The organism is Sinomonas soli, from assembly GCF_054782415.1.
The window spans coordinates 26,449-48,934 of record NZ_BAAGSN010000019.1 but is presented as its reverse complement, the minus strand read 5'-3'; the positions used below and the strand labels follow the sequence as shown (position 1 = coordinate 48,934).

Sequence of the window (22,486 nt, the reverse complement as noted above, 5' to 3'; positions counted from 1 at the left end):
CGGCCTCACCAAATCGGCAGGGCCGCGTCCGGCTCCGCCGAGCGGGCGCCCGCCGCTCCGCGCCGCGGACCGGAAGCGCGGCGGGCCCGCCCCCGGATCTCCGGGGACGGGCCCGCCGTCAGGCGCTGTGGAATCACCAGGCGCGGCTGCGGCCGCCGTCCTTGCCGTGGCGCGGCTTGCGGTCGCCGAAGCTCCCCCGGCCGGCGCCGGCGTACCCGCGGTCGTCGCGGTCGCGTCCGCCGCTGCGGCCACCACGGTCCGGACGGCCGCCGAACCCGCGGTCGCCGCCACGGTCACCGCGGTCGCTGCGGCCGCGGAAACCGCCACGCTCGCCGCCGCGCTCGCCGTCGTGGTTCGGGCGGCGGCCCGAGTCGAGCTCGAGCTTGATCAGCTCGCCGCCGATCCGGGTCTTGGACAGGGCCTTCCACTGGTCGGAGGACAGCTCCGCCGGCAGCTCCACGAGGGAGTGGTCCGCGCGGATGTCGATCCCGCCGATCTGGCTCGAGTGGAAGCCGCCCTCGTTCGCGAGCGCGCCCACGATTGAGCCCGGCATGACCCGCTGGCGACGGCCGACGGCGATGCGGTAGGTCGCGTTGCCCTCGGTCACCGAGCGGGACGGGCCGCGCGAGCCGAAGCCGTCCTTGTTGCGGTCGCGCTTCTGGAACTCCGGCGTGGAGGGAAGCTCCTTGACGAAGAGCGGCGTGTCGCCCTGCACCATGACCGCGAGCGCCGCGGCGATCTCCGCCGCGGGCACCTCGTGCTCGTTCTCGTAGGAGGCGATGAGGTCGCGGAACATCGAGACGTCCTCGGACTCGAGGGTCTCGGTGATCCGGTCGGCGAACTTGCTCATGCGCAGCGAGTTGACCGTCTCGGCCGTGGGGAGGTGCATCTGCTCGACCGGCTGGCGCGTGGCCTTCTCGATCGCCCGCAGGAGGTACTTCTCGCGCGGGGTCATGAACAGGATCGCGTCGCCCTTGCGGCCGGCGCGGCCCGTGCGGCCGATCCGGTGCACGTAGCCCTCGGTGTCGTGCGGGATGTCGTAGTTCACGACGTGGCTGATGCGCTCGACGTCGAGCCCGCGGGCGGCAACGTCGGTGGCGACGAGGATGTCGATCTTCCCGGCGCGCAGCGCCTCGACGGTGCGCTCGCGCTGGGCCTGGGCGATGTCGCCGTTGATCGCGGCGGCCTGGAAGCCCCGGGCCTTCAGCTTCTCGGCGAGGTCCTCGGTGGCCATCTTCGTCCGCACGAACGCGATGACGCCGTCGAACTCCTCGACCTCGAGGATGCGGGTGAGGGCATCCAGCTTGTGCGCGCCCATGACCTGGAGGTAGCGCTGGCGGATGTTCTTCCCGGTCGTGGTCTGGGACTTGACCGTGACCTCTTCCGGCATGTTGAGGTACTGCTTGGACAGGCGGCGGATCTGCGAGGGCATGGTCGCCGAGAACAGCGCCACCTGGCGGCCGTCCGGGGTCTCCTGGAAGATGCGCTCGACGTCCTCCGCGAAGCCCATCCGGAGCATCTCGTCGGCCTCGTCCAGCACGAGGTACTGCAGCTCGGAGAGGTCCAGGGACCCCTTCTCGATGTGGTCGATCACGCGGCCGGGCGTGCCGACTACGACCTGGGCGCCGCGGCGGAGGCCCGCGAGCTGCGGGCCGTAGGCCGAGCCGCCGTAGACCGGCAGGACGGTGAAGTCGTCGAGGTGCTTGGCGTAGGACGTGAAGGCCTCGGCCACCTGGAGCGCGAGCTCGCGGGTCGGGGCGAGCACGAGCGCCTGGGTGGCGCGGGACGGGCCGTTGAGGTCGTGGAGCTCGGCCAGGCGCGAGAGCGCGGGGACGGCGAACGCGGCGGTCTTGCCGGTGCCGGTCTGGGCCAGGCCCACGACGTCGCGGCCCTCGAGCAGGAGCGGGATCGTCGCCGCCTGGATGGGGGACGGCTTCTCGTAGCCGACGTCGGCGAGCGCCGCGAGGACGCGGCCGTCGATGCCGAGGTCCGCGAAGCGGGGGGTGCCGTCGTCCTCGGTGGAGGGCGCGGCGTCGTCCGCAGCGTCCGTGGGGGTGACCTCGTCGTCCGTGGGGGTGACCTCGGCGGCGGGGGTGGTCGTCTCGGGGGTCTCGATGGCCTCGGAGTTCTCGATGGTCTCGGGCTTCTCGATGGTTTCAGGCATGCGTGTGTCCTCGCAGGTGGGGAGCCGGGGAGGCTCGTCGTCGGTCAGTTACTCAGGCCCGGCGCTCTCTCAATCCCAGGCAGGGCTACTACGCTGCATTCGGCACCACATGCACCCGTACAGCGTTTGCTTCAGCCGGACTCCCCTATGCGATTGCCCGCATCGCGGGCCCCAACACACACCAGTCCTGCCTCAAGAATTGGGCAGGAGAAGGGAATTCCGGAAAGTGGGGGATGTATCCATCATACAGGACGCACGACGCCGCCCCTCCCCTCGGGCGATTCCGCGGCCGTGAGGTCGGGCACAGTCGTGCGACCGGCGGCGGCTACTCCCGGCCGCGCCCGGCGGCTGCCACGACGTACTTCCGCAGGGCGGGGGCCAGCCGGAGGCCGTCGTCGGCCTCGGCATCGAGGAGGGCCTCGGCCATCTCGGCCGTCGGGTCCGCGAGCCACGCCCCCACCCGGACCCCGTGGTCGGGCACGTGCTCGATCCCGAACTGCGAGCCGGCCTCGATGTCCCCCGGCGTGATGACGCGGAGGTAGGCGCCGGAGAGCCCGGCGCGGGTGAACCACGACACCCATCCGTCCTCGCCCATGCGCCGGGCGAAGGTCGCGCACGGGATGCGCGGCATCGTCACCTCGAGCACCGCGCCGGAGGAGAAGCGCCACCGCTCGCCGACCACGGCGTTGCTCGCCGTGATCCCGTCGATGCGGAGGTTCTCGCCGAAGAGCCCGGGCGGGATCTCGCGGCCGAGCTCGCGGGCCCACAGGGCGGCGTCGTCCTCCGAGTAGGCGTACACCGCCTTGTCCTCGCCGCCGTGGTTCGCGCGGTCGGCCTGGACGTCGCCGTGGAGGCCGAGGCGCCGGATCCGCACGGGGCCCTCGACGGGCCGCTTGTCGATCGCGGTCACCCCCACCGTGCCGGCGTCGGCGAGCAGCTGGTGGACGCGGCAGACGGCGACGACGCGGGCGGTCTTCATGGCCACCAGCGTACCCGCGGCACCGCCGGCGGGACCCCTCACGGGTCGAAACGGTAGCCCATTCCGGCCTCGGTGTGGAGGTGCCGGGGGCGGGCGGGGTCCTCCTCGAGCTTGCGCCGCAGCTGGGCCAGGTACACGCGCAGGTACTGGGTCTCCTTGGCGTAGGCCGGGCCCCACACCTGGGTGAGGATCTCGCGCTGGGTCACGAGCTGGCCGGCGCGGCGCACGAGGAGGGCCAGGATGTTCCACTCCGTGGGTGTGAGGCGCACCTCGGCGCCCCGGACGGCCACGCGCCGGGCGGCGAGGTCCACGCTGAGGTCGCCGGCCTGCAGGCGGGGGGCCTCCCCCGTCCTGGGCCCCCGGCGGGCAGCGGCGCGCAGCCGCGCGAGCAGCTCCTCGAGCCCGAACGGCTTCGTCACGTAGTCGTCGGCGCCCGCATCGAGGGCCTCGACCTTGTCCTCGGAGCCGTGCCGGGCGGAGAGGACGATGATGGGCACGTCGGTCCAGCCCCGCAGCCGCCGGATCACCTCGATCCCGTCGATGCCGGGCAGGCCGAGGTCGAGCACCACGATGTCCACGCTGCGCGCCGCGGCGATCTCGAGGGCATCCTCGCCGGTGGGCGCGGTGACGGCCTCGTACCCGTGGACCCGCAGGTTGATCTGCAGGGCCCGGGCGAAGCGCGCCTCGTCCTCCACGATGAGGACCGTGGTGGGCACGGGGGCGTGGGCTGCCTGGCTCATGGGGCCCCCTCCCGGGCCGCCAGCGCCGGCGCGCCCTGGGAGAGCGGGAGGGACACGGACATGGTGAGCCCTCCCCCGGGCGTCTCCTCGGCCTCGATCCGCCCGCCCATCGCCTCGACGAAACCCTTGGCGACGGCGAGCCCGAGCCCCACCCCGCCCTGGGCCGCGACGTCGCCGAGGCGCTGGAACGGCCGGAACACGAGGAGGAGGTCCTCGGGCGGGATCCCGGCTCCGTGGTCCACCACCCGGAGCACCCCGCAGGGCCGGCCCCGCTCGTCCTGCGCGCCGCTGCGGGCGGTGAGCTCCACGGCTGCCCCCGGGGCGTAGCGCAGGGCGTTCTCGACCAGGTTGGCCACGGCGCGCTCGAGCAGCACCGGGTCGGCGTCGACCGCCGGCGCGTTGGCGGGGATGAGGTCCGCCACGCGGTCCTGGCCGGCGAGGCCCCGGGGCAGGACCTCGCGCCACGACACGGGACGCAGGAGCGGCCTGACGGTGTCGGCGGAGATGCGCGACATGTCCAGCAGGTTCCCGACCACGTGGGAGAGGCGGTCCGTGTAGTCCTCGATGGTGCCCAGGAGCTCGGCCTCCTCCTCCGGGGTGAACTCGACGGAGGACTGGCGCAGGCTGCTCACGCTGAGCTTGATCCCGGCCAGCGGGGTGCGCAGGTCGTGGGAGACGGCCTGGAGGATCGCGGTGCGGATCGAGTTGCCCTCCTCGAGCCGGCGGTTGGCCTCGCGGCTGCGCGCCAGCTGCGCGCGCTCGCGCATCGCGACGAGGTAGACGCCGAAGGCCTCCAGCGTGCGCCGCTCGCCGGAATCGAGCGGGTGCCCGGAGGCGAGGAGGGTGTAGTAGCCGTCGGGGGCCACGGCGTCGTCCGCCGCCGCGTGCGAGACCGGGGGCGCCTCCCCCGCGGTGGCGAGCACGTCCCAGCCCGGCGCCTGCCCGGACGCGGCCGGCGGGTCCTCGGCGGGGCGCCGGGCGAGCAGCGTGACGGCCCGCAGGCCCAGGGTCGAGCGCACCCGCTCGAGGAACTCCTCGGTCCCGCCGGCCGAGCCGAGGATGCCGAGGGCGAGCTCGGTCATGGCGTCCGCCTCCGCGGCCGCGCGTGTCGCCTGCTCATAGCGGCGCGTCGCGGCGCCGACGGCGAGGGCCACCGCGCAGGCGACGGCGAGGAAGACGAGGAGGCCGACGACGGCCTCCGGCTGGGCGACGCTCAGGCTGCCCACGGGATCGGCGGTGAACCAGTTGAGCGCGAGGCTGCCGGCCACCGCCGCGACCACCGCGGGCCACAGGCCGCCCACGAGCGCGACCAGGACCGCGGCCAGCAGCTGCAGGAGCTCGACGGTCGCAAGGGCCCTCCCGCCGCGGCCGTCCGCGAGCAGCGGGGCGGCCGCGAGCTGCACGAGCGCGGGCAGGACGACGGCGAGGGCGAGCCCGACCAGCGTGCGCCGGCGGTCGAGGACGCCCAGCTCCGCGAGCCGGAGCCGGTGCTCGGGCGCCGGGAGGAACGGGGTCCGCTGGCTCATGCGGCCATTGTGGCAGGCCGGCCCGCGCCGGGGCGCCGCCCGGGGCAGGTCCGGGTCAGTTCCGGGTCACCGAGCCCATGAGGGAGGCCACCGGCCGCAGGAACAGCGGCCGGGCGAGGAGCCAGAGGCCGGCGATGACGAGCACTCCGACGGCGAAGAGGATGAACCCGAGCCAGTCCCCGCCGTCGTGCGCGGCGAACATGTGGTTGAGGTTCTTCAGCGCCCCGGTGGTGAGCACGAGGACCACGTGGACGATCACGAAGACCACGAAGAAGCCCATCACCGGGAAGTGCACGCGGCGGGCCCACTCCATCGGGTAGGCCTTGTTCAGGCGTGGGGCCCTGGCGTTCGTGGGCCAGACGGCGGACATGCGCAGGCCCGTGAGGATCGCGAGCGGGGCGGCGAGGAACACGACCGCGAAGTAGGTCAGCTGCTGGAGCGCGTTGTAGTTGACCCAGCCGTCCTCGAGCGGCCAGTCGAGCGAGGCGTACTGCAGGGCCGCGGACACCGCGTGCGGGAACACGTCCCACGAGGTCGGCACGAGCCGGACCCAGTGGCCGGTGGCGAACATGAGCACGAAGAACACGACGCCGTTCAGGACCCACAGGGCGTCGAGGCACAGGTGGAGCCACAGGTCGAGGCTGATCTTCTTCGGCTGGCCCTTGGTCTTGAGGAACCCCTTGTTGCTGCGCTTCCAGAAGCCCTGCGGCCGGGTGGTGAACCGGACCTGCAGGCCGGTGCGCACGATCAGCGTCAGGAACATCATGTTCAGAAAGTGCAGCACGTTCAGCCACGCGGGCAGCCCGACGGGTGCCCAGCTGGGCAGCGGGGCGTGGCCGGGGTACGTCGCGATGAACTGCGAGACCGCCGCGGTGCTGCGCAGCCACTTCGCGCCGAGGACGACGATCGCGAGCACGACGACGGCGCCGACGCCGACCGCCGTCGGCCGGAACCACGGCGCCCGGGTCAGTCCGGGCTTCGCAGGGGAGCTCTGCGGCATGGAGGGAGTCCTTGGGAGTGTCGGATGGGTGGGGGCCGGGAGAAGGGCGGGGCCGGGGACGGGCGAGTCGCGGCGGGTCAGAGCCGGGAGATGGCCGCGTCCAGGTCGGCGATGAGGTCATCGACGTCCTCGATGCCCACCGAGAGGCGCAGCAGGTTGACCGGGACGGCCAGCTCGGTGCCCTTCACGGACGCGTGGGTCATCTCGGACGGGTAGTTCATGAGCGACTCGATGCCGCCGAGGCTCTCGGCGAGGGTGAACAGGCGCGTGGACTCGGCGACCGTGCGGGCCGCGGCCTCTCCGCCCACGAACTGCACCGAGACCATGCCGCCGAACCGGCGCATCTGCTTCGCCGCGAGCTCGTGGCCCGGGTGCTCGGGCAGGCCGGGGTAGAGCACCTGGTCGACGCCGGGGCGGCCCACGAGCCACTCGGCGATCTTCTGCGCATTGTCGGAGTGCCGCTCCATGCGCACGCCGAGCGTCTTGAGGCCGCGCGTGGTGAGGAAGGCGTCCATGGGGCCGGAGACGGCCCCGACCGCGAACTGGACGAAGCCGATCTTCTCCGCGAGCTCGCCGTCGTTGACGACGACGGCGCCGCCCACCACGTCCGAGTGGCCGCCGATGTACTTGGTGGTCGAGTGGACCACCACGTCCGCACCGAGCGCCAGGGGGTTCTGCAGGTACGGGGACGCGAAGGTGTTGTCCACGACGAGGAGGGCCCCGGCGTCGTGCGCGAGCTCGGCGAGGGCCGCGATGTCGGTGATCTTCATCATCGGGTTCGAGGGGGTCTCGACCCACACGAGGCGGGCCCCGCCCTCGGCGACCGCGGCGCGCACGCCGTCGAGGTCGGACATGTCGACGGGCTGGTTTCCGATGCCCCACGGGGCGAGGACGCGGGAGATGAGGCGGTAGGTGCCGCCGTAGGCGTCGTTGCCGAGCACGATCCGGTCCCCGGGCGAGCACAGGGCGCGGATGAGGGCGTCCTCGGCGGCCAGGCCCGAGCCGAACGAGTAGGCGTGGGAGCCGCCCTCGAGCGCGGCGAGCTGCTCCTGGAGCGCGTCCCGCGTCGGGTTGCCGCCGCGGCCGTACTCGTAGCCGGAGCGGAGGCCGCCGATGCCGTCCTGGGCATAGGTGGAGGAGAAGTGCAGCGGGGGGACGACGGCGCCCGTCCGCGGCTCGAACTCCTGGCCGGCGTGGACGGCCCGCGTGTTGAATCCGGTGGTCTTCTCGCCCTGCTCAGGCATGGGGGTCTCCCTTACTTGTTGAGGTTGGCCAGGAGGTCGTGGCGGGTGAGGATGCCGACGGGCGCACCGACGAAGGTGACCATGACGGCGTCGTCCTCGCTGAGCATCTTCCGCAGCTCCGCCTGGCCCTCGAGGGAGCCGATGACGGGCAGGCGCGGGCCCATGTGCTCGGAAATCTTGTCGGTGAGCTTCGCGTCCCCGCGGAACAGGCTCGCGGACAGCGAGCGCTCGTCCACTGCGCCGAGGACCTCCCCCATCACCACGGGGGGCTCGGTCGAGAGCACGGGCAGGTGGCTGACCCCGTACTCGGTCATGATGTCGATGACGTCGCGGACCGTCTCGTTGGGGTGGGTGTGGACGAGGTCCGGGAGGCGGCCGTCCTTGCCCTTGAGCAGGTCGCCGACCGTCTTCTCGTCCTGGCCCGGGAGGAAGCCGTAGGAGCGCATCCAGTCGTCGTTGAAGATCTTGGCGAGGTAGCCGCGCCCGGAGTCGGGCAGGACGACGACGACGACCGCGTCCTCGGGCAGGTCCTTCGCCACCCGCAGGGCGGCGGCCACGGCCATGCCGGAGGAGCCGCCGACGAGGAGGCCCTCCTCGCGGGCGAGCCGGCGCGTCATGGCGAAGGACTCGGCGTCGGTGACGGCCAGGACCTCGTCCGGGACGGACTTGTCGTAGTTCCCGGGCCACATGTCCTCGCCGACGCCCTCGACGAAGTACGGCCGGCCGGTGCCGCCTGAGTAGACGGAGCCCTCGGGGTCGGCGCCGATGACCTTGACCTGGCCGCCCTCGGAGGCCGGCCGGTCCTTGGAGGCCTCCTTGAGGTACCGCCCGGTGCCGGTGATGGTGCCGCCCGTGCCGGCGCCGATGACCACGTGCGTGATCCTGCCGTCCGTGTCCGCCCAGATCTCGGGTCCGGTGGTCTCGTAGTGGCTGGCCGGGGCGCCCGGGTTGGAGAACTGGTCCGGCTTGAACGCGCCGGGGATCTCGCTGACGAGGCGGTCCGAGACGCCGTAGTACGACTGCGGCGAGTCCGGCGGGACGGCGGTCGGGGTGACGACGACCTCGGCCCCGTAGGCCGCGAGCACCGCGCGCTTCTCCTCGCCGACCTTGTCGGGGACCACGAAGATGCACCGGTAGCCCTTCTGCTGGCCCACCAGCGCGAGGCCCACGCCGGTGTTGCCGCTCGTGGGCTCGACGATGGTGCCGCCGGGGCCGAGCTTGCCGTCCGCCTCCGCCTGCTCGATCATCTTCAGCGCGATGCGGTCCTTGATGGAGCCGCCGGGGTTGAGGTACTCGAGTTTGACCAGGACCGTCGCCTTGATGCCTTCGGTGACCTTGTTCAGCTGGACGAGGGGCGTGTGCCCGATGAGTTCGACGACGGACTTGGCATACTTCACGACCCCCACTGTAGCCTCTGGGCCCGGACGCACAGAGGCGGCCGACTCGGGGGTTCACGCACGGGCCGGAGTTTCGAACAGCCCTGCCGCTCCGATTGACTTCTTCGAACATGTTTTCGAGAATTGGAGCATGTCCCTCGCCCTCAGCTCCGATTCCGCGGCGGCCGCCGCGGGTCAGCTGCGCGAGCTCCAGGAGCGCATCCACACCCTGCAGGGCCGGCGGAACCGCCAAGGCTCGCATCCCGTCCTCCCCTGCCTGACGCCCCTGTTCCCGTCAGGGCTGCGCGGCGGGGCCGCCTACTCCCTCGACACCCGCCTCTCCGTGGCCATGGCCCTGCTGGCCGCACCGTCCGCCGAGGGGCAGTGGTGCGGGGTGGCCGGGATCCCGGATTTCGGCGCGGAGGCGGCTGCCGGGTTCGGCATCGCCCTCGACCGCCTCGTGCTCGTGCCGGACCCGGGGGCCGACTGGCTCGCCACGGTCGGCGCCCTGGTCGACGTGCTGCCGCTGGTCCTGGTCCGGCCGCCCACGCCGGCGCGGCCCGGCGAGGCCTCCCGGCTCGCCTCACGGCTGCGCGAGCGGTCCGGCGTCCTGCTGGTGCTGGGCCCGTGGCCCCAGAGCGAGGCCTCGCTGAGCCTGACCGGATCGAGCTGGGAGGGCCTCGGCCGGGGCCACGGGCATCTGGCGCGCCACCTCGTGGAGCTCCGGGCGAACCACCGCGGCCGGCTCCGCACCGCGACCGTGGACCTCTCCTCGCCCGAGACCGTGGCCCTGCCGGCCCCCGGCCCGCGCCGGGCAGCGGGGAGCCGGCCGTGAGCCCGGCGGCGGGCTCCGCCCAGCCGCCGCGGGCGCTCGTGCTCTGGTTCCCGGACTGGCCCCTCGTGGCCGCGCACCTGGCCGGGGAGGTGCCGGACCACGCCGCGGCGGCAGTGATCGAGAAGGGCCTCGTGGCCGTGTGCTCCGCCCCGGCGCGGGCCGCCGGCGTGGCGCGGGGCCTGCGGGTGCGGGAGGCGCAGGCCCGCTGCCCCGAGCTGGTCAAGGTCCCCGCGGACCCGGAGCACTCGGCCCGGGAGTTCGAGCCCGTGGTGCGGGCCCTCGAGACCGCCGTCCCGGGCGTCCAGGTGCTCCGCCCCGGCCTGTGCGCCCTCAGGGCGCCGGGGGCGGCCCGGTACTACGGCAGCGAGCAGGGGGCCGGGGGCGCCGCCCTCGAGGCGGTCGCCCGGCTGGGACTCGAGGCCCGGGCCGGGATCGCGGACTCGGTCTTCGCCGCCGAGCAGGCGGCGCGGGGCAGCCAGGAGCTCTCCCCCCTGCGGATCGTGGAGCCGGGGGCCTCGGCGCGGTTCCTCGCGCCCCTGCCCGTCGCGGCCCTCGGCGATGCGAGGATCGCCTCCCTGCTGATGCGGCTGGGCCTGCGCACCCTCGAGGACTTCGCCGAGCTGCCCGCCGCGGAGGTCCGCTCCCGGTTCGGCGCCGAGGGCCTCGCCGCCCATGCCCGGGCGCGGGGCCGGGACCCCCGGCCCGTGGTGCCCCGGGTCCCGCCGGAGCCGCTCGACCGCTCGGTGGACTTCGAGCCCGGGCTCGAGCGCATCGACCAGATCGCGTTCGCCCTCCGCCCGGTCGCCGAGGACCTCGTCGCAGGGCTCGTGCGCGCAGGGCTCGCCTGCACGCAGCTGCGGGTGCAGATCACCGACGACGCCGGGGGCCGCTCCGAGCGCTCGTGGGGGCACCCGCACCAGTTCGGGCCGGGCGACGCGGTGGACCGGGTCCGCTGGCAGCTGCAGTCCGGCGGCCACGAGGGGGCGGCCCGGCATCGGGGCCGGCAGCCGTGGCTCTCCACCGGCGAGGCGCTGGCGGCCCCGGTGGTCCAGATCCGTCTGGCCCCGGAGCGGGTGGACCTCCTCGGACGGCGCACCCAGACGCTGTTCGGCGGCGTGGACGAGCGGCTCGACCACGGCCTGCACCGCCTCCAGACGATGCTGGGGCATGGGTCGGTGCTACAGGCGGCCGCCGCCGGCGGTCGGCTCCTCGCCGAGCGCTGCCTGCTCGTGCCCTGGGGCGAGGAGGCCCCGCCCGGGACCTCGGATCTGGCCTCCCGGCCCTGGCCCGGGGCCGTCCCGCCGCCCCTGCCCGCCACGGTGTTCGCCGACCCCCTGCCCGTCGCGCTGTTCGGGGACGACTCGCGCCCCCTCGAGGTGGACGGCCGCGGGCACCTCGCGTCCGCGCCGGCCTGGTTCTCACCGGACCCCGGCGCGGCCCGGCGTGCTGTGCGCAGCTGGGCGGGGCCCTGGCCGCTGCGCGAGAGGTGGTGGGACGCCGAAGGGAGCCGGCGGGCGGAGCGCTTCCAGATCCTCGACAGCGAGGGAGAGGCGTGGCTGCTGCTGGGCGAGGACGGCCGGTGGTGGGCAGAGGCCCGGTACGACTGAAAGCCGGTACGGCTGAGGACTGAGGGAGGAACCGATGGGGTGGACCAATCCGCCGATCCCCTGGCGGCAGCTCCACGACATCCTCGACGGCAAGGAGGTCTCCGCGGACGAGCTCCGCGGACGCACCGGGGCCGGCCGGGCCCCCGTCGAGCACGACGGCGGGGACAGCCCGGCCTGGTCCCGGAAGCGCGGACCCTACATCCCCCTCCCGGCGCTCTCCCCCGGCGCCGAGGACGGGGCGCGGGAGGGGACAGACGCCGTCAGCACGGGGGCCGGCACCGAGGCGGAAGGCGCGGGTGCGCGCACCGGCGGCCGCGCGCCGTCGTCCGCCGTTCCCTACGCGGAGCTGCACGTCCACTCGCACTACAGCTTCCTCGACGGCGCGTCATCGCCGGAGGAGCTCGTCGAGGAGGCTGTGCGGCTGGGCCTGTCTGCCCTCGCCATCACGGACCACGACGGCTTCTACGGTGCGGTGCGCCTCGCCGAGGCCGCCGAGGCCTACGGGCTGCCCACCGTGTTCGGCGCCGAGCTCTCGCTGGGCCTGTCCGCCCCGCAGAACGGCCGGCCCGACCCGGAGGGAGAGCACCTGCTCGTCCTCGCCCGCGGCGAGGAGGGGTACCACCGGCTGGCCGGCGCCATCACCGCTGGGCAGCTGGCCCGGGAGGCCGAGAAGGGCAGGCCCGTGTTCGTCCTCGAAGACCTCGCCGAGCGCCTGCGCGGGCACTGCGTGGTGCTCACCGGCTGCCGCAAGGGCGCCGTCCGCAGGGCGCTCGCCAGCCACGGGGAGGCGGCCGCCGAACGCGCCGTCCGGGCGCTCGTGGACCTGTTCGGCCGCGACGGCGTCGCCGTGGAGCTCTACGACCAGGGCAGCCCGCTCGACACGGACCACAACGACGCCCTCGCCGCCATCGCCGCACGGACCGGGCTTCCGTGCGTGGCCACGAACGCAGTGCACTTCGCCGCGCCGTCGAGGCACCCGCTCGCGACCGCACTGGCCGCCGTCCGGGCCCGGCGCAGCCTCGATGAGCTCGACGGCTGGCTGCCCGCCACCGACGGCGCGCACCTGCGCAGCGGGGCCGAGATGGGCCGCCGGTTCGCGCGCTACCCGGGGGCGGTGGAGAACACCGTGCACCTCGCCGGCGTGCTGGCCTTCCCCCTGCGCTCGGCGCGCCCGAGGCTGCCGAAGCAGGAGGTCCCGGCGGGCAGCACGCCGATGTCCCACCTGCGGGACCTCGTGGAGCTCGGTCTCGAGGACCGCTACGGCGCCCCGGGGCCGGGCTGGCGGGGGCCCGTGCCGCCCGAGGAGGTCCGCGAGCGCCTCGAGAAGGAGCTCGCGGTGATCGAGAAGAAGGACTTCCCGGGCTACTTCCTGATCGTGCACGAGATCGTCCGGTTCGCCCGCAGCCGGGGCATCCTCTGCCAGGGCCGGGGCTCGGCGGCCAACTCGGCCGTGTGCTACCTGCTGGGGATCACGGCGGTGGACAGCATCGCGTACCGGCTGCCGTTCGAGCGGTTCCTCTCGAGCCTGCGCGAGGAGGAGCCGGACATCGACGTCGACTTCGACTCGGACCGGCGCGAGGAGGTGATCCAGCATGTGTACGCGAAGTACGGCCGCGCCAACGCCGCCCAGGTCGCCAACGTGATCAGCTACCGTCCCAAGAACGCGGTGCGGGACGCGGCCAAGGCCCTGGGCTACGGCCCCGGCCAGCAGGACGCCTGGTCCAAGCGCCTCGAGCGGTGGGACGCCCTCTCGGCCGGCGGGTCCGACGACGCCGACGGGATCCCGCCGCGCGTCATGGCCCTCGCCGAGCAGTTCCTCGGCTACCCGCGCCACCTGGGCATCCACTCCGGGGGCATGGTGCTCACGGAGCGGCCGGTGGGCGAGGTCGTGCCGATCGAGCACGCCCGGATGGAGAACCGGACGGTCCTGCAGTGGGACAAGGACGACTGCGAGTGGATGGGCCTGGTCAAGTTCGACCTGCTCGGCCTCGGGATGCTCGCGGCGCTCCAGTACTGCTTCGACCTGGTCGAGGAGCACTTCGGGGTGCGCTGGCGGATCGAGGACATCCCCAAGGAGGAGGCCGCCGTCTACGACATGCTGTGCCGCGCCGACTCGGTGGGCGTGTTCCAGGTCGAGTCGAGGGCCCAGATGAGCACGCTCCCGCGGCTGCGGCCCCGATGCTTCTACGACCTCGTGGTGGAGATCGCCCTCATCCGGCCCGGGCCGATCCAGGGCGGGGCCGTCCACCCGTACATCCGCCGGCGCGCGGGCGAGGAGCCCGTGGCCTACCCGCACCCGCTGCTCGAGCCGGTGCTCGAGCGCACCCTCGGGGTCCCCCTGTTCCAGGAGCAGCTCATGCAGATGGCCATGGCGATCGGCGGCTGCACGGCCGAGGACGCGGACCTGCTGCGCCGGGCCATGGGCTCCAAGCGGGGGGTCGAGAAGATCGGGAGCCTGAAGGAGAAGCTCTTCGCCGGCATGGCCGCGAACGGGCTGACCCCCGAGGAGTCGAAGGCGATCTACACCCAGATCGCGGCGTTCGCCGACTTCGGCTTCGCCGAGTCCCACTCCATCAGCTTCGCGGTGCTCGTGTACGCGAGCTCGTGGCTCAAGCTGCACTACCCCGGCGCCTTCCTCGCCGCGCTCCTGCGGGCCCAGCCCATGGGCTTCTACTCGCCCCAGACCCTCGTGGCGGACGCGCGCCGGCACGGCGTCACCGTACTCCGCCCGGACATCCTCCGCTCGCGGGCGGACGCGTACCTGGAGCCGCACGATAGAGCGCACGACGGCGGCGGGGAGGCTGCGGCGGCCGGCCCACCGGGCGCCCCGGGGCCGGCGGCCACGACGTGGGCCCCGGCAAGCCCGGGCCTGGACGCGTGCCTGGAACGGGTCCAGCCACCGATCGGCCCCTTCGACCCGCAGGCCCCCGACGAGGGCCACGCCCACCGGCGGGACGGCAGCCGCGCGGTCAGGCTCGGACTCTCGAGCGTGCGCGGCATCGGCCGGGACCTCGCCGAGAGGATCGTGGCCGAGCGCGAGGCGGGGGGCGCCTTCCGGGAGCTGGCCGAGCTGTCCCGGCGCACCGGGCTCACGGCGGAGCAGCTCGAGGCGCTCTCCTCGGCCGGGGCGCTGGACTCGCTCGGCCTCACCCGGCGGGAGGCCCTGTGGCAGTCGGGGGCCGCGGCCCTCGAGCGGCCGGGCCAGCTCCCCGGGTCCCAGCCCTACGTCCAGCCGCCGCTCCTGCCCGAGCTGGCGGCGGAGGACGCTGTGGCCTACGACCTGTGGGCCACCGGCGTCGCCACCGACGACCACCCGCTGCGCCACGCCCGCGGCCGCCTCGACGCGCGCGGGGTGCTGCGCATCGACCAGCTCCGCACCGCCGCGCCGGGGGGCCGGATCGAAGTGGCCGGCGTCGTGACCCACCGGCAGCGGCCGCAGACAGCGCAGGGCATCACGTTCATGAACGTCGAGGACGAGACGGGGATCCTCAATGTGGTGTGCAGCATCGGCGTCTGGACCCGCTACCGGCGCGTTGCCCAGGCCGCGCCCGCCATGGTGATCCGCGGGGTGCTGGAGCGTTCGAAGGAGGGCGTGACCAACCTGGTCGCAGACCGGCTCGAGGCCCTGCCCCTGAAGGCGAAGACCTCCAGCCGCGACTTCAGGTGAGCCGCGCGCCCGGCCTGTCGGGACCGCTAGCCGGCCTCCGCCCTGCGGGTCTCCCACAGCCCCAGGACGTTGCCCTCGGTGTCCTTGAAGTACGCGGTGAAGCCCATCTCTCCTACGGGCATGCGCGGGAGGACCGTGGAGCCCCCGAGGGACTCGATCTTCGCCAGGGCCGCGTCGATGTCCTCGACGTCGATGGTGACCACCGGCGCGGACGACGGCGCCTGGGCGCCGCGCGCGAACATCCCGCCGTTGATCGAACCGGCCTCCGCCGGCCTGCCCTGCTCGTCCAGGGGCGTGGTCCCCACCAGGGTGTACTCCATCTCCGGCAACGGGTTGATCTCCCATCCGAACGCTTCGGCGAAGAACCGGCGCCCCCGCTCCACGTCATCGAGCGGGATCTCAAAATGGACGACTCCTCCGGCCATGGCGCTGCAGTCCTTTCATGCTCGTTGGAAGCCTGCTCTCAATGGAAGCCTCAGGCAGTCGGATTGTCGCCCTGCGGGCGCGCACGGGCTAGGGCAGAAGGACACACCCTCCGGCTTCTGTCGGCGGCCCGTGGCATGATGCTCCGGTGACTCTCGCTCCCCCACCGCCTCGGACCGCGGCGCCTGCCGCGGCACCTGCTGCGGCCCCGGCCGCGGGCGGCGCCGGGCCCGGGCACGCGGACGCCGAGGGCGCCTGGGAGGCCCCCGAGCACTACTCCCTGGCCGCGACCTGGTTCCCCCTCCAGCGGGGGGACGGCGACCCGTGCTTCGCGCCGCATCCGGGCGGCCTCTGGGCAGCCTTCGCCACCCCGGAGGGCCCCGCCGCCCTCCTCGCCGTCCACCGGCGCGCGGCCGGGCGCCCCGGAACGGTGACGCTCCGCGCGTGGGGCGACGGGGCGGCGTCGGCCGTCGCCTCGGCGCCCGCGATGCTGGGGCTGGACGACGACTGGTCGGCGTTCGACGACGAGGCCTTCCTCGCCGGGCTCCCCCGCCTGGTGCGGGAGTCGAGGCGGCGCCATCCCGGCTTCAGGCTGCCGGCCACGGGGCGCGTCGTGGAGGCGCTCGTGCCGACCATCCTCGAGCAGAAGGTCACGACCCTCGAGGCGCGGCGCGCCTACCGGTACCTCGTGCGCCGCTACGGCACGCCCGCGCCCGGCGCCGGGCGGATCGCGCCGGCCGGCCTCATGGTCGCCCCGGACGCACGGGCCTGGCTCGGGATCCCCTCCTGGGAGTGGCACCGGGCGGGCGTCGGGCCGCAGCGCTCCGACACCGTCATGCGGGCGCTGCGCTCCGCCGCGGCGCTCGAGCGGCTCGCGGTCCGGACGGCCGCCGAGGCCTCTGCGGCCCTGCAGACCATCCCCGGCATCGGCGTGTGGACCGCGGCGGAGGTCACGCAGCGGACTCACGCGGACCCCGATTCGATCTCGGTGGGCGACTACCACCTCGCCCACTTCGTGGGCTACGCCCTCACAGGCGCCCGGACCGACGACGCCGGCATGCTGCGCCTCCTCGAGCCGTGGCGCGGCCACCGGCAGCGGGTCGTGCGGCTCCTCGGCCTCTCGGGCGTAAGGGCCCCGCGCTATGGGGCGAGGATCACGATCCAGGATCACCGCCGGCACTGAGGCTCCCCCCTAGACTGTGCCCATGCCCTTGGCCGTCGTCGGAGCCCTCCTGCTCGTCCTCGGCGCCGCCGCTGCGGCCGCGGGCATCCTCCCCTGGCCTGCGGTCGGCGCCCTCGCCGAGCGCGTGGGCCCCATCCTCGCGTTCGTCGCCGCCGTCACGGTGGTGACCGAGCTCCTCAACGCCGCCGGGCTGTTCGAGTGGATGGCCTCCTACTTCCGGCGCTGGGGCCGCGGGCGCGTCTGGGTGCTGTGGCTGCTCGTGGTCGGCCTGTCCCTGGCCGCCACGGTGTTCCTGTCCCTCGACACCACGGCGGTGCTGCTGACCCCGATCGTGGTGGTCCTCGCCAGGCGGTGCGGGCTGCCGCCGCTGCCCTTCGCGCTCACCACGGTGTGGCTGGCGAACACCGGTTCGCTGCTGCTGCCGGTCTCGAACCTCACCAACCTCCTCGCCCTGCACGCGCTCGGATCCGTGTCCCCGGGCGAGTTCGCCGCGCGGATGGCGCTGCCCGCGCTGTGGTGCGCCGCGGTGCCGGTCGCGGCCGTGGCCCTCGTGTTCCGCCGCGAGCTCGCCGGACGGTACAACAGCGTCCGGCTGGGCCGCGTCCAGTCCGCTCCGAGCGATGGCGGCGGCACCCCCGCGACCTCGACCGACCCCGTGCTGCTCGGCCTCGGCGCCGGCGTCCTCGCCCTCCTCCTCCCGGCCCTCGTCACCGGAGTGCCGGTGTGGATCCCGTCGACGGCGGCGGCCCTCGTCCTGCTCGTCGCCTTCGGTGCACGACGCCGCGGGGTGCTGAAGTGGGCGCTCGTACCGTGGCAGCTGCTCGTCTTCGCCGCCGGCCTGTTCCTCGTCATGGAGGCGCTCCAGTACGTCGGTGCCCGCGAGCTCGCGGCCGCGGCGCTCGGCACCGGCGACGGCCCCGGCAGCCTCGTGCGGGTCGCCGCGGTGGGCGCGGTGGGAGCGAACGTGATCAACAACCTGCCGGCGTACCTCGCGTTCGAGCAGGCTGCGGGGGGCCCGGCGCGGCTCACCGCGCTGCTCGTCGGGGTCAACGCCGGCCCGCTCGTGGCGCCGTGGGCGTCCCTGGCCACGCTCATCTGGCACGAACAGCTCCGGCGTCTCGGCGTGGGGATCTCGTGGTGGGGGTACGCCGCGGCCGGCGCCGTGCTGGTCCCGCTGATGGTGGTCCCGGCGGCGCTGCTCGCGGCGCTCGGGTGACCCGGGCCGGGGCGCGTGAGAGGATCGGCGCATGGTCACCCGCGCAGAGCTTGACGGAGTGCTCGAGGCCGGCGGACGGCTGGTCGGCGCCGACGGCACAGACCTCGGCTCCATCGACCAGATCGTCCTCGACGCCTCCGGTGCCTCCCCGGCCTTCGTGTCCGTCCGGGCCGGCTTCTTCGGGATCACCCAGCGGTTCGTGCCCCTCGACGGGGCGAGCGTGGACGGTTCCGCGGTTCGGGTCGCCTTCGACGCCGACGCCATCCGGTCCGCCCCGCGCGTCGCCTCCGACCGTGGCGGCCTGAGCGAGGACCAGGCGGCCGAGCTCCGGGACCACTACGGCCTCACCGCGGACTCCGGCACCGCCGAGGTCACCCCACAGGACGCCGAGGTCGGGTCCGCCACCGCCGAGGTCACCTCGCAGGACGTCGAAGTCGGCTCCCCGGACACGAGCGACGCGGGCCCCCACCACGCTGGGCGCGACCACCCTGCTCCCCTGGCACAGGGCACGCCGCCACCGGGGCCGCCGCCGCACCCGGGCGTACCACATCATCCTGGCCCCCCGCACCGCCCCGGCCCGCCGCAGCGTCCAGAGCCGCCGCAACCTGGCGCTCCGCCCTCTCGTCGGCCACCCCGCCTTCCCCCGGCCCCGTGAATGACCCACGGTGACGGGCCCTCGAAACTGGGCCCGCCATACCCAGAACCACCGCAACCGACCGGTGGGCACCGGCTCGCACTCAATCCAATGCCCCCCCTAATACGAGAGGACCTAGTCCTAGACCCGCGCCGCACGCCCAGAATCCGCACCCCAACTCTTCAGGGCCACATCTTGATCTAAGGGACGGACTTCGTCCTGATCCAGCGTTTGCGCCAACCAAATATGGCCGCTTGCGTAACCGCGGTTTCAGGGCCGAAAAGCGAACGTCGCACGCAGTCGCTAGACCAATCACGCGAGAAATCAGCCAGAGGCTGACCCGAACTCCCATGGGAATAGTCGCAGCAGTGCATCCACAACTGGCCTTGCGTATTCCGGATAATTGGGATCATCGTTGTAGTCCATAAGTGCAGGCATAAGATTGCTGAAGGCGTCGCCACCGTCAATCGGACTTGCTACGACGGCTGCGGAGATCTTTTCGATCGCTAACTCGACGCTGCGCTCGTCCGAAATCGCGGACGTCGACCATACTTGCGCGACCCCCTGGGTTGCTCCGCGTCGGAAGATCAGCACGAACACACGCTCTAACAACCGAAACATGGCAGGGCGGTTGACCTGTTCAACGATAAGCACTGCGCTAAGAGTGAGTTTTACCCGTGGGTCACTCCCAGCATCCTCGATCAGCCGACCGAAACGCGTCATGTTGCGAGAATGAGCCTCAGCAACAAAGCGATCGAACATGGCTGGGTCGTGCTGACGGGCAGGGAGACGGCGCATATTTGTGGAGTCAAGGTAGGCGACAACAACTAACGCGGCGATTAAAGACGCCCAGAGACTGTCCACGACTCCAGATACGGATGGGGCGAGCCTGACAACATATGACGCAGACGCGGGAATTGAAGCTAAGACAGCGACCACCAATGCTACGGTGATCACAACAGTAGCTGCGGCTATGAGCAACCTTTTCTCAGCAAGTGTTATCCACTTCTTGAAGAACCGTCTTCCTATTGTGAAGATGAGATACACGAGTGTGGCTAAGAGGACAAACGGAGCGACAGGCAGGTCGGGCGCGTACTTCACCAGTACTGCAGCATAAAGTGTAAGGATGAGCGCCGGGGGGAGCGCGCGAAACGCAATATATCTAACGAACTTTACGTTTCCATGAGAGATGAGCTCTTGCACCGATGCGTAGGTCCATGGAACATAGGCGGCCGGCCAATCGCCATTCTCGACAGAACTGCGTTGGATTAGTTTGTAAAGAAGCCCAATCAACCATCCCGTAAATATCGCAGACGCGATTCTCAAGAACAGTCCGAGAATTTCCCCCATACGTAGATATGTACACAGTGGATTAATCGAGTCAGCTCGCGCGGGGGCTCAGCGGGCGCCGAGGCCCAGCCTGGCCACCGCCTCCTCGCGCATCTGCACCTTGCGGACCTTCCCCGAGACGGTCATGGGGAACGACTCCCGGATGTCCACGTAGCGCGGCACCTTGTAGTGCGCCAGCTCGCCCCGGCAGTACTCGGCGACGTCCTCGGCGGTGAGCGGCTGCGCGCCGGGCCGGAGGATGATGCACGCCATGAGCTCCTCGCCGTAGGTCGCATCCGGGACCCCGATGATCTGGACGTCCTGGATGGCCGGGTGCCGGTAGAGGAACTCCTCGATCTCGCGCGGGTAGACGTTCTCACCCCCACGGATCACCATGTCCTTGATCCGCCCCTCGATCATCACGTAGCCGTCCTCATCCATGCGGGCGAGGTCGCCGGTGTGCATCCAGCCGTCCGCGTCGATGGCCTCGGCTGTCTTGTCCGGCTGGTCCCAGTAGCCGGCCATGACGGCGTAGCCGCGGGTGCACAGCTCGCCGATCACCCCGCGCTCCACGGTCTCGCCGGTCGCCGGGTCCACGACCTTGCTCTCGAGGTTCGGCATGGTCCGCCCCACGGTGCCCGTGCGCTGGGCGAGCGAGTCGCCGGCGCGGGTCATGGTGGAGACCGGCGACGTCTCGGTCATGCCGTAGCAGATGGCCACCCCCTCCATGTGCATGTCGGCGATGACGCGCTCCATGACCTCGACCGGGCACGTCGAGCCGGCCATGACGCCCGTGCGCAGCGTGCCGAGCCGGTACGAGGCGAAGTCGTCCAGCGCGAGCTCGGCGATGAACATGGTCGGGACGCCGTAGAGGGAGGTGCCGCCGAAGTCCTGGACGGCGCGCAGGGCCGCGTCGGGCCTGAAGCCCCGGCCCGGCAGTATCGTGGCACACCCGTGCGAGTACGCCGCGAGGTTGCCGATGACCATGCCGAAGCAGTGGTAGAAGGGCACCGGGATGACCACCCGGTCCTCGGGCGCGTAGCCGAGCAGCTCGCCGATCGCGAACCCGTTGTTGAGGATGTTCCGGTGCGTGAGGGTAGCGCCCTTGGGGAAGCCGGTGGTGCCGGAGGTGTACTGGATGTTGATGGGATCGTCCGCTGCCAGTGTCGCCGCCCGCTCCTCGACGGCCGACGCCGGCACCTCGCCCGCGCGGGCCACGAGCGCCTCCCAGGTCGTCTCGCCGTCCGACGCCGGCACACCGGGCTCGAACAGGGCCTCGCCCGGGGCGTGGGGCGCCGGCAGGAACACGAGCTCGCGCAGATCGGGGCACTCGGCGAGCGCGGCGCGGGCCATCGCGACGTACTCGCTCGTGCGGTCGCTGGGGCCGACGACGAGCATGCGCATGCCGTTCTGCCGGACCACGAACTGCAGCTCGTGGGCGCGGTAGGCCGGGTTGACGTTGACGAGGATGGCGCCGATGGCCGCCGTCGCGTACTGGATCACGGTCCATTCGGCGCAGTTCGGGCTCCAGATCCCCACGCGGTCGCCCTTCGCGACGCCCGCGGCGAGGAGCCCGCGGGCGGCGGCATCGACGTCGTGCGCGAGCTCGGCGTAGGTCCAGCGGCGGGCCGCGTCCGCGCGGCCGTCACCGGCTGCCTCCACGAGGGCCTCGCGCTGCGCGTGCTGCCCCGCGGTGCGGGCGAAGTTCGCCCCGATGGTCTCTTCGAGCAGGGACATCGTCGTCTCGCCTGCCGTGTAGGAGCTCTGCATGGATGAAAGCTACCAACTCGGTAGGCTGGCGACCATGACTGATCCCGTGCGCCTGCAGGCGACCTTCATCCCCAACGAGGGCGAGTTCTTCCGCGTCAAGCTCGCCCTCGACATCGCGATCGAGGAGGTCCAGCGCGAGCCCGGCTGCCTCCAGTACGAGATCACGGACGAGTCCGAGGACCGGCTCGTCCTCTCCGAGCTCTGGGCCTCCGAGGAGGACCTCGACCGGCACTCGAAGGGCGTGGCGGTGCAGGACCTCAACGAGTCGCTGAGTGCGCTCCTGGCCCAGCCGGTGAAGATCGAGCGCCTCTAGTCTCCCGGGACGCAGGAACGGCGCCGCCCCCAGCTGCTGGGAGCGGCGCCGTTCTCGCACCGGCTGCGCGGTGCGTCAGTTCTGCGGCCCCTGGGCCTGCGCCTCGGCCACCTTCTTGTGGACGTCCTCCATGTCGAGGTCCTTCACCGCCGTGATGACCTGCTCGAGGGCAGAAGCCGGGAGGGCGCCGGGCTGCGAGAAGACGAGGACCTTCTCGCGGAACGCCATGAGGGTCGGGATCGAGGTGATGTTCGCCTGGGCGGCGAGCATCTGCTCGGCCTCCGTGTCCACCTTGGCGAAGACGACGTCCGGGTGCTTCTCGGACGCGGCCTCGTAGGTCGGGGCGAACTGGCGGCACGGGCCGCACCACGACGCCCAGAAGTCCACCAGGACGATGTCGTTCTTCTCGATGACCTCGGCGAAGTCTTCGCCGGTGACGTTCTTCGTTGCCATGCCGCGCTCCTTGCTCTCTGTGCGGGT

Annotated in this window: 18 protein-coding genes; 7 read left to right on the top strand and 11 right to left on the bottom strand. The window is 72.6% G+C overall.

All coding sequences use genetic code 11. From position 1 onward, the window contains the following. Nucleotides 1-133 precede the first annotated feature (133 nt). The 7 genes from ACYVKZ_RS17815 to ACYVKZ_RS17785 form a co-directional block, all read right to left on the bottom strand. On the bottom strand, nucleotides 134-2,164 hold the full coding sequence (locus ACYVKZ_RS17815; RefSeq protein WP_460993588.1) for a DEAD/DEAH box helicase: 2,031 nt from the start codon (nucleotides 2,162-2,164) through the stop codon (nucleotides 134-136). A 325-nt stretch (nucleotides 2,165-2,489) separates the two neighbouring features. Next, nucleotides 2,490-3,143 carry an MOSC domain-containing protein gene (locus ACYVKZ_RS17810; protein WP_460993587.1) on the bottom strand — a complete coding sequence of 218 codons (654 nt, stop codon included), beginning with the start codon at nucleotides 3,141-3,143 and terminating at the stop codon, nucleotides 2,490-2,492. A gap of 38 nt (nucleotides 3,144-3,181) precedes the next feature. Further along, nucleotides 3,182-3,883 (bottom strand): response regulator, encoded by a 702-nt coding sequence (locus tag ACYVKZ_RS17805; protein WP_460993586.1) that lies wholly within the window; start codon nucleotides 3,881-3,883, stop codon nucleotides 3,182-3,184. Beyond that, complete coding sequence (locus tag ACYVKZ_RS17800; RefSeq protein WP_460993585.1) at nucleotides 3,880-5,409, bottom strand: sensor histidine kinase; 1,530 nt, start codon at nucleotides 5,407-5,409, stop codon at nucleotides 3,880-3,882. The genes ACYVKZ_RS17805 and ACYVKZ_RS17800 overlap by 4 nt, the downstream gene beginning before the upstream one ends. A gap of 55 nt (nucleotides 5,410-5,464) precedes the next feature. Then, a complete protein-coding gene (locus ACYVKZ_RS17795) occupies nucleotides 5,465-6,409 on the bottom strand; it encodes a cytochrome b/b6 domain-containing protein (protein ID WP_460993584.1) in 945 nt (314 codons plus the stop codon). 77 nt (nucleotides 6,410-6,486) lie between these two features. Further along, on the bottom strand, nucleotides 6,487-7,653 hold the full coding sequence (locus tag ACYVKZ_RS17790) for a cystathionine gamma-synthase (protein WP_307004638.1): 1,167 nt from the start codon (nucleotides 7,651-7,653) through the stop codon (nucleotides 6,487-6,489). Nucleotides 7,654-7,664: 11 nt separating this feature from the next. Continuing rightward, nucleotides 7,665-9,050 (bottom strand): cystathionine beta-synthase, encoded by a 1,386-nt coding sequence (locus tag ACYVKZ_RS17785; RefSeq protein WP_307004640.1) that lies wholly within the window; start codon nucleotides 9,048-9,050, stop codon nucleotides 7,665-7,667. 130 nt (nucleotides 9,051-9,180) lie between these two features. On the opposite strand from ACYVKZ_RS17785, the gene ACYVKZ_RS17780 reads away from it, so the two are divergent. The 3 genes from ACYVKZ_RS17780 to ACYVKZ_RS17770 are packed head-to-tail and all read left to right on the top strand — an operon-like array spanning nucleotide 9,181 to nucleotide 15,138. After that, complete coding sequence (locus tag ACYVKZ_RS17780; RefSeq protein ID WP_460993583.1) at nucleotides 9,181-9,864, top strand: hypothetical protein; 684 nt, start codon at nucleotides 9,181-9,183, stop codon at nucleotides 9,862-9,864. Continuing rightward, on the top strand, nucleotides 9,861-11,471 hold the full coding sequence (locus ACYVKZ_RS17775) for a DNA polymerase Y family protein (protein WP_460993582.1): 1,611 nt from the start codon (nucleotides 9,861-9,863) through the stop codon (nucleotides 11,469-11,471). The genes ACYVKZ_RS17780 and ACYVKZ_RS17775 overlap by 4 nt, the downstream gene beginning before the upstream one ends. Before the next feature lie 34 nt (nucleotides 11,472-11,505). After that, nucleotides 11,506-15,138, top strand: a complete 3,633-nt coding sequence (locus ACYVKZ_RS17770; RefSeq protein WP_460993581.1) for an error-prone DNA polymerase — start codon at nucleotides 11,506-11,508, stop codon at nucleotides 15,136-15,138. 26 nt (nucleotides 15,139-15,164) lie between these two features. Here ACYVKZ_RS17770 and ACYVKZ_RS17765 read toward each other — a convergent pair whose 3' ends face one another. Next, the gene (locus tag ACYVKZ_RS17765; protein ID WP_307004647.1) at nucleotides 15,165-15,563 is read right to left on the bottom strand and encodes a VOC family protein; all 399 of its coding nucleotides are present in this window, start codon (nucleotides 15,561-15,563) and stop codon (nucleotides 15,165-15,167) included. Between the two features lie 146 nt (nucleotides 15,564-15,709). Between ACYVKZ_RS17765 and ACYVKZ_RS17760 the strand changes: the two genes are divergently transcribed. The 3 genes from ACYVKZ_RS17760 to ACYVKZ_RS17750 are packed head-to-tail and all read left to right on the top strand — an operon-like array spanning nucleotide 15,710 to nucleotide 18,615. Beyond that, nucleotides 15,710-16,744 carry a DNA-3-methyladenine glycosylase family protein gene (locus tag ACYVKZ_RS17760; protein ID WP_460993580.1) on the top strand — a complete coding sequence of 345 codons (1,035 nt, stop codon included), beginning with the start codon at nucleotides 15,710-15,712 and terminating at the stop codon, nucleotides 16,742-16,744. A gap of 22 nt (nucleotides 16,745-16,766) precedes the next feature. Further along, nucleotides 16,767-17,960, top strand: coding sequence for an SLC13 family permease (locus ACYVKZ_RS17755; protein WP_460993579.1), 1,194 nt, complete (start codon nucleotides 16,767-16,769; stop codon nucleotides 17,958-17,960). 31 nt (nucleotides 17,961-17,991) lie between these two features. Further along, complete coding sequence (locus ACYVKZ_RS17750; protein ID WP_460993578.1) at nucleotides 17,992-18,615, top strand: hypothetical protein; 624 nt, start codon at nucleotides 17,992-17,994, stop codon at nucleotides 18,613-18,615. A 303-nt stretch (nucleotides 18,616-18,918) separates the two neighbouring features. Here the strand turns inward: ACYVKZ_RS17750 and ACYVKZ_RS17745 are convergent, their stop codons facing one another. Continuing rightward, the gene (locus ACYVKZ_RS17745; RefSeq protein ID WP_460993577.1) at nucleotides 18,919-19,797 is read right to left on the bottom strand and encodes a cyclin family protein; all 879 of its coding nucleotides are present in this window, start codon (nucleotides 19,795-19,797) and stop codon (nucleotides 18,919-18,921) included. 195 nt (nucleotides 19,798-19,992) lie between these two features. Then, entirely contained in the window at nucleotides 19,993-21,693 is a 1,701-nt protein-coding gene (locus ACYVKZ_RS17740) for an AMP-binding protein (protein WP_460993576.1), read from the bottom strand. A gap of 34 nt (nucleotides 21,694-21,727) precedes the next feature. On the opposite strand from ACYVKZ_RS17740, the gene ACYVKZ_RS17735 reads away from it, so the two are divergent. Then, nucleotides 21,728-22,006 (top strand): putative quinol monooxygenase, encoded by a 279-nt coding sequence (locus ACYVKZ_RS17735; protein ID WP_460993575.1) that lies wholly within the window; start codon nucleotides 21,728-21,730, stop codon nucleotides 22,004-22,006. Between the two features lie 75 nt (nucleotides 22,007-22,081). Here ACYVKZ_RS17735 and trxA read toward each other — a convergent pair whose 3' ends face one another. Further along, complete coding sequence (gene trxA, locus ACYVKZ_RS17730) at nucleotides 22,082-22,459, bottom strand: thioredoxin (RefSeq protein ID WP_066499745.1); 378 nt, start codon at nucleotides 22,457-22,459, stop codon at nucleotides 22,082-22,084. Between the last annotated feature and the right edge of the window lie 27 nt (nucleotides 22,460-22,486).